Origin of the sequence: Mesorhizobium sp., assembly GCF_004962925.1 — a bacterium.
Classification (GTDB): domain Bacteria; phylum Pseudomonadota; class Alphaproteobacteria; order Rhizobiales; family Rhizobiaceae; genus Mesorhizobium.
Genome location: NZ_SUEO01000359.1, coordinates 1 through 3,104, shown reverse-complemented (window position 1 = coordinate 3,104; position 3,104 = coordinate 1). Strand labels below are relative to the sequence as shown.

Genomic DNA, 3,104 nt, shown 5'->3' with positions numbered 1-3,104 from the left:
GCATAATCGACGGTCTCCATCACCTGCCCGGACCACCGGTTCGTTTCCACGCCGACATCGGGCACCAGCCTTCTGGTCCAGGCTGCCAGGGCCGCGAAGCGGTGAAGCGCATCGTCGGTCGTGTCACGGCCTCGCAGATTCAAATTCCGGCGCACTGGTAGCAACACCTCGCTCAAATCTCACTGTGAGTTCAACAGGCTGCCTCGATGACAGTTTGCGAACTGATGCCTTTCCGAAGCGGCGAGCGCGGAGAGCGCTGCTACCAGAGATTTCATTGGTCATCACCCGAAGGTTGGATTCGCCGTCAAACAACGCAAAACGGCCAGCCCTAATGGTTCACACGCGAACCAGAGCGCGAATGCCCTTCGCGACCGAAGTTCGCCCGCTCGGCTTCGGTTGTATGACCTGCATCGGCAATTCCGGCCCGCTCACACGCGAGATGAACAAGGCATCCGGATTGTAGTCACCGCAAATTGAGCGAGTTGGCATCATGCCGGCGCAGAAACCGTGCTTTCGCCCAAAGTAACATCACACGGAAACTCTTTGCATGTATAAAGGTCTTTGCCGGGCAGGATCCGGAAGGGTACCGGCTGATCAATCGCTCAGTTCGAATAGCTGGCCATTTGACGAGCATCCGACTCGAGGCGACTTGTTGGACCTTGCTGGACGAGATCGCACTGGGCCAAGGAACGACTGCGCCGAAATTCCCTCTCGACGCTCTACGACGAAGCGCTGGAGATCAGCGGCCATGTTCCGAACTTTGCCTCCATGCTGCGAGCCACGTGTGCGCTCTACCTGCGTGAGAGACAACCACTCGAAAGCGAACCTCGGAATTGACGAACAAGGCTGCCTGACCCTGCAGGCATTCTCTTCGAGCACGGGAAATCCATGTAGCAGCCGCCTGCTACCACCGACCTGAATATTGGTGCTATGTACGTGATATGAATGGCGAACTTTACCGAGGCGGTGTAGAGTTCAACGCAACGGAAAAATGAGCCGCACCAACGGTACCGCCGAGCGAATCTGGGAGGATTCATGGTTGAGATTATCTCCAAGCGGGATGGCCCGCGGCGAGAGGACGTACAAATTAAAAGACTGATTGAGCAGAACCGCTCGACCATCGTTCGCCTTGCCGACCAGATCAGCGGCGGCCGCTATTCGGCTTCCAGGAAGCCACGCCAGCAACCGAAGGCCGAAGGCCTGATCATCCATGTCGGTGGCGGCGCGGCACCGGTGGCCGAAGCCAAGCCGTGCATCCAGGTCACCATGAACGGCCGCGTGATCTCGAAGGATCAGAACACCGGCCGCCAGCTTCATCACATCGGTGATATCCGCAACAGGGATGGGGAACCGACTTTCGTGCTGGCGACAAAGCAGAATGGCTTCTTCTCGCCGGTCGAAGGAAGCGTTGCCGAGGCACTTGCTGACCTGGACGGGTCTCGCCTTGCCGCCAGCTATACAGAAGAACAGCTTGCCGCCGACATCGGCGCGAAACTCGGCATAGACTGACGTCGCAGACGCCCGGGCGTGCTTGTGCACGTCCAATCGCGGCAGCATACGAACGCGACAGCATACAGAAATGGCATGCCTCAAAAGGTCTGTGATGACTGAATGAAACGCCAGTTAGGCCCCAATCGGACGACGATCGATGCTCTGCCGGCGCGTGCGTCGCTGGCTGCGGGGCAAATGGTTCTGGGCAACACCGACTATGACGAGCGTGCAACCATGCGCGCCTGGGAAAGTTTTCTGGCCGACGACCCCAAATGTACCCGTGATCCAGTCCACCCAAGCCATGTCCGCTCCCTCATTCATGATTCCTGGTATCGCAGCGCCACCGGCGGCATCAACGCTCAAGGGATCGAAGCGCCGCTGAGCAGTGATCGCGACGAGATCGAATATCTGACCCGGGCCAATGCGGAGCTGCTTTCGGCGGCGCGGCGATCGTTCGCCTCCCTTGGCCAGTTGCTTGACGGAACAGGCGCGATGCTGGTGCTGGCCGACCGCGACGGCGTATTGATCGACGCCATCGGCGACAAGAAGACGCTGCATGACGGCATGGATATCCACTTGGCCATCGGCGGCAAATGGAATGAGGACGCCGTCGGAACCAATGGTATCGGTACCGCGCTTTGGACCGGCGAGCCGACTTTCGTCCACGCTGCCGAGCATTTCTGCGCCGGCATCAAATCCTGGACCTGCGCCGGCGCGCCGATCCGCGATCCCCTGGACGGCAAGATCATCGGCGTCGTCGACCTGTCCGGCTATTCGCCAATCTTCCGGCCGCATAACACCGCGCTCGTTGCTGCCACGGCCCGGCAGATTGAAAAGGCGCTTGCCGAACAACAACAGGAACAACGCACGCGTCTGCTCGAAGCCTTCATTTCCTCGGCTCCCAGCTACCGCCGAAAAGACGGGTTGGTGATCGTCGATCATCGCGGCCGCGCGATCTTCTGCAACAACGTGCCTGACGGCGAGAAAGTCGAAATGATGGACGGCCCAATGGAGCCGGGCCGTGGCCGCTGGCTGATGAACCTTCCGTCCTCCGGCTCTGAAGCCGACCTTGCCAGAGCACTGCCGGCCCATCTGCGATCCTGCCATATCACGCCGCTCAAGCTCGACGGCGACCTCCGCGGCGCGGCGCTGGTGTTTCCCTCCATGCCGGCAGTCTCCAGCGTGACGGTAGTCCGCAGGGAAGTGAACAAGCATCTTCAAGATGCTGCCGCCATGATCGTTGGCAAAAGCGAAGCGCTGCTGGCCGCGGTTGAAGTTGCCTGTCGGGTCGCTCAGTCGAACAGTGCCGCTTCGCTGTTGGTTGAAGGCGAAACCGGCGTCGGGAAAGAGTTGTTCGCGCGGCTTGTCCATGCCGGCAGCCGGCGCACAGCGAACGACCCGTTCATTGCGATGAATTGCGGGGCGATTACCAGGGATTTGTTCGGCAGCGAATTGTTCGGCCACGTCGCAGGCGCCTTCACCGGCGCCTCGCGTGAAGGCAAGCCGGGTGTTTTCGAATTGGCCAATGGCGGTGTGCTCAGTCTCGACGAAATCGGCGAGTTGCCGCTTGAGATCCAGCCATTTCTGCTGCGCGTCCTGGAAGAGCGCGTGGT

At 60.1% G+C, this 3,104-nt stretch carries 2 protein-coding genes and 1 pseudogene; all 3 read left to right on the top strand.

Features of this window, described 5'->3' with window-relative positions; genetic code table 11:
- The first annotated feature begins 551 nt into the window (after positions 1-551).
- Positions 552-837 (top strand): annotated as a pseudogene (locus E5W87_RS34830) (ribbon-helix-helix domain-containing protein).
- A gap of 198 nt (positions 838-1,035) precedes the next feature.
- Positions 1,036-1,509: a hypothetical protein gene (locus E5W87_RS34825; RefSeq protein ID WP_292408329.1), complete on the top strand. Its 474-nt coding sequence runs from the start codon at positions 1,036-1,038 to the stop codon at positions 1,507-1,509.
- Between the two features lie 102 nt (positions 1,510-1,611).
- Positions 1,612-3,104, top strand: a 1,493-nt coding sequence (locus E5W87_RS34820; protein ID WP_292408326.1) for a sigma 54-interacting transcriptional regulator, incomplete at its 3' end; no start/stop codon positions are given.